Consider the following 3,551-nt stretch of genomic DNA (forward strand, 5'->3'; position numbering starts at 1 on the left):
ATAATTGACAGGTGGGCTGGTCTTCCGAGAATAGAGTAATTTGCGCTTTCAGTTGCTGAATCAGTGCTCCCCCTCGGACGGAAGAAAAATCGATATAGAGCTTCTGGTCTTCTGCCTGGGTGAGATCAAGGGTTTTGCTTGGGTTAGTGGCTTTGTAAAACTTGGTGAAATTTAGAGTCATCAGGTGTGGGGTGTGGGGTGTGGGGTGTCAGATCATCAAGGGTTCAAGACTGTTTATGTATCATAACTAATGCTGCGAGTTTTAATTACTTTTTTGGTATAATAATAGGCTATTTTTGTCTATAGTAATCCATGGCACTAAGGGTAGGCTAGCTTAGGCAAGTGCGATCGCATCAGGGTCAGAGCCTCGTGATTGAGACTCTGACCCTGATCAGCCAAGCTGACCCCACTAGCTCAATGACTTGGACTTCTCGGAAAATACCATTTAAACTTTCCCATAGACGCGCTATGGGAGGATACAATTCATGGCAAGCCTTAATCTCAAAGAAGAAGCACGTAAATTAATCGATAAATTACCAGAAGATTTTAGCTGGGCAGACCTAATACAGGAAATTCACCTCCGCCAAGATGTTAAAACTCAATCGGCTGACAGTAGAGAAGCTCGAAAGATACCTGTAGTAACAGCTATCTTCGATGGTGAGGTTTTACGCTTAGAGCGAACTGTTAATCTAGAACCTGGCAAGCGCTACGCGATTGCTATTGAGACAGAAGTGAAAACAGTTACTAGCCAAAATGCCTGGGATTTGTTAGAAGAATTTGCTGGAACAGTTGAAGCACCATCAGACTGGGCTATGGAACATGACCATTATTTGTATGGTACGCCTAAGTCTAATCTTGAGTTTGAATTAAGAATGTAGACAATTAATAATTTATAGCGTTTCTAGGATTTATGAGGTACGCTTATCAATCTCAAAGTCCCCCTTGATAAGGGGGATTTAGGGGGATCCATTTGTACCTAATGGCATATAGAATTGCTATAGCGTTTTTCATTCTAAATTCTTCATTATACATTCTTAATTCTGCATTCTTCATTCTTCCAGCAAACAATCACAAAACGCCTTCAGTTCTGGATTGACAGAACTATTCCTGAAATAACTACTTAGCCAAGCACAACCCCTAGCTAAGAGTCCATCTAGGGTGTCCACCGGCCACAGCTTGATGGTATCCCCGTCTATGGTAGCCAGTTGCGTCCCATCTGGGTTGAAAACCATGGGATTCCCCTCGAATTGAGCAATTTCACGACCCCTTAAATCCCACAGGCGCACCCTACGGTCATCTCCAGCGCTAGCGAGCAGCTGACCATCCCGGCTAAATGCCACCTGGCTAACCTTACCCTGATGCCCCTTCAATTCCTGGACTTGCCCAGTGTTGACATCCCACAACCTCACCATTCCGTAGTCTCCAGCGCTAGCCAGCAGCTGACCATCCCGGCTAAATGCCACCTGGCTAACCTTACCCTGATGCTCTTGCAATTCTTGGACTTGCCCAGTGTTGACATCCCACAACCTCACCATTCCGTAATCTCCAGCGCTAGCGAGCAGCTGACCATCCCGGCTAAATTCCAATTGCCAAACCAAACCTTCATGCCCCTTCAATTCCTGGACTTGCCCAGTATTGAGTACCCACAATCTTACGATTCTGTCCTCTCCAGCGCTAGCGAGCAGCTGACCATCCCGGGTAAATTCCAGCTGCTTAACCCAACCCCGATGCCCCTTCAATTCTTGAACTTGCCTAGTGTTGACATCCCACAATCTCACCATTCCGTCCTCTCCAGCAGTAGCGAGCAGCTGACCATCCCGGCTCCATTCCACCTGGTCAACCCAACCCTGATGCCCCTTCAATTCTTGGACTTGTCCAGTGTTGACATCCCACAACCTCACGATTCCGTCAACTCCAGCAGTAGCGAGCAGCTGACCATCCCGGCTAAATTCCACCTGCTTAACCCAACCCTGATGCCCCTTCAATGCTTGGACTTGTCCAGTGTTGACATCCCACAACCTCACGATTCCGTCAACTCCAGCAGTAGCGAGCAGCTGATCATCCTGGCTAAATTGCATCTGCCAAACCAAACCTTTATGCCCTTTCAATTCTTGGACTTGCCCAGTGTTGACATCCCACAACCTCACGATTCCATCCTTTCCAGCGCTAGCCAGCAGCTGACCATCCCCGCTAAATTTCATCTGGTAAACTTTACCCTGATGCTGCCCAAGTCTAGGCTCCTGAATGTGGTCAAGAATCATTTGTAAAGCGAGTATTGGAGTAGCAGCGGGATAGTCTTTCAAGGGAGTATTTTTGGTGACCATTGCTTTCAATGCTTTCCCGGTCTCCATAGCTGCTACTAAGGCATCAAACGGGCTAGAGTTAAATTGATGAAGATGTGTAACTCCTGCTCGTTCTAGTTTTAGTCCTTCTTGCTGCCCTTGCTCTAAAATCCTATTTTCTTCCTCAACCTTTACCAAATATGTTTTTATATCACTCTCATATCTATTATCAATTGGGTCTACTAAATAATCATGAACCAACTGATAGCAGTATTCTGTTACTCCTTGACTCTTAAACACTAAACCAGAGTCCACTAAAATTTCTAAAATCAGGGTGAGCTGCTCTAGGGGTAAGCTTAACCCAGTAGCTAATTCAGTCTCAGTTTTTAAGGGTCTCAGCTGCTTATCATCGGTCAACAGAGACAACAATTTCCAGGTAGTTTCTCGGTGCTGTGGTCCACAATCCGTAACCACAGCGTCCAGATAACGATCTAGTAGTTTTGCCTTATCGCCCCATTGTTGATACCTCTCCAAGGTCACAATTCCCTCGGTTTCTAATTGCGCTCCCACTATCTGCAACTCAATCGGACGCACTTCTCCCGTTTCTGCTGCTAAATCTTCCACTAATTGCTCAATTAGCGCTTTTTCTAAGGAAAAATTACTCTGCTCCGTTAACCGTTGAATCAAGGCTTTTGCCTGGGGCTGATCAAAATTACCTAAGTAATAGAGAACATTCTTGCTGAGAATATCATTATTGACTACATCTAAACTAATCAGACGGTCATTACACTCTAGTAAATAAGAGATATAATCTGAACGCAATGCTAGAATAACTTGCACTGCGTCAAGGGTTAGACAATCCTTTAAAAATTGATAAAAAACTCGTCGTTGCTGTGGCTTATGATACTCAAATAAAAATTCTTCAAACTGGTCGAAAATTATAACTGTCAGTCGATTATTGTCACCATTGTGTCGCAGCTGTTCAATAATTTTGCCCAGAATTTCTTCCCTCTCTCCCTTCTTTTCCCACTCTCCAGCCTGCTGTTTTCCAATTATCCTTTGAGTCAACCTATTTTCCCACTGGGGATAAACGCTGAGCAACACCGGCTCTACATCCCGACCTGCAATACGGTCTTGCTGTAATCTAGGAATTAAACCTTCCTCAAGTAGAAAACTTTTTCCCACGCCGGAGGAGCCACAAATTACTGTTAGTTTGTGGTCTTTGCGAGCAATACGCTCAACTAAGTCATTAATCGCTTGCTCTCGACC

Annotated in this window: 1 protein-coding gene and 2 pseudogenes; 1 reads left to right on the forward strand and 2 read right to left on the reverse strand. The window is 44.9% G+C overall.

Translation table 11 applies throughout. The annotated features are described in order from the left end of the window. Positions 1-181 (reverse strand): annotated as a pseudogene (locus F6K49_RS37430) (ATP-binding protein); the annotation flags it as partial. Between the two features lie 304 nt (positions 182-485). Between F6K49_RS37430 and F6K49_RS37435 the strand changes: the two are divergent. Continuing rightward, positions 486-878: a hypothetical protein gene (locus F6K49_RS37435; protein ID WP_293105146.1), complete on the forward strand. Its 393-nt coding sequence runs from the start codon at positions 486-488 to the stop codon at positions 876-878. A 171-nt stretch (positions 879-1,049) separates the two neighbouring features. Here the strand turns inward: F6K49_RS37435 and F6K49_RS37440 are convergent. Next, a pseudogene (locus tag F6K49_RS37440) lies at positions 1,050-3,551 on the reverse strand (hypothetical protein); the annotation flags it as partial.

The sequence above is a fragment of the Moorena sp. SIO3I6 genome, from assembly GCF_010672095.1.

Coding starts and splice junctions, on each gene's coding strand:
- F6K49_RS37435 (WP_293105146.1), top strand. CDS start 486: ATGGCAAGCCTTAATCTCAAAGAAGAAGCACGTAAATTAATCGATAAA.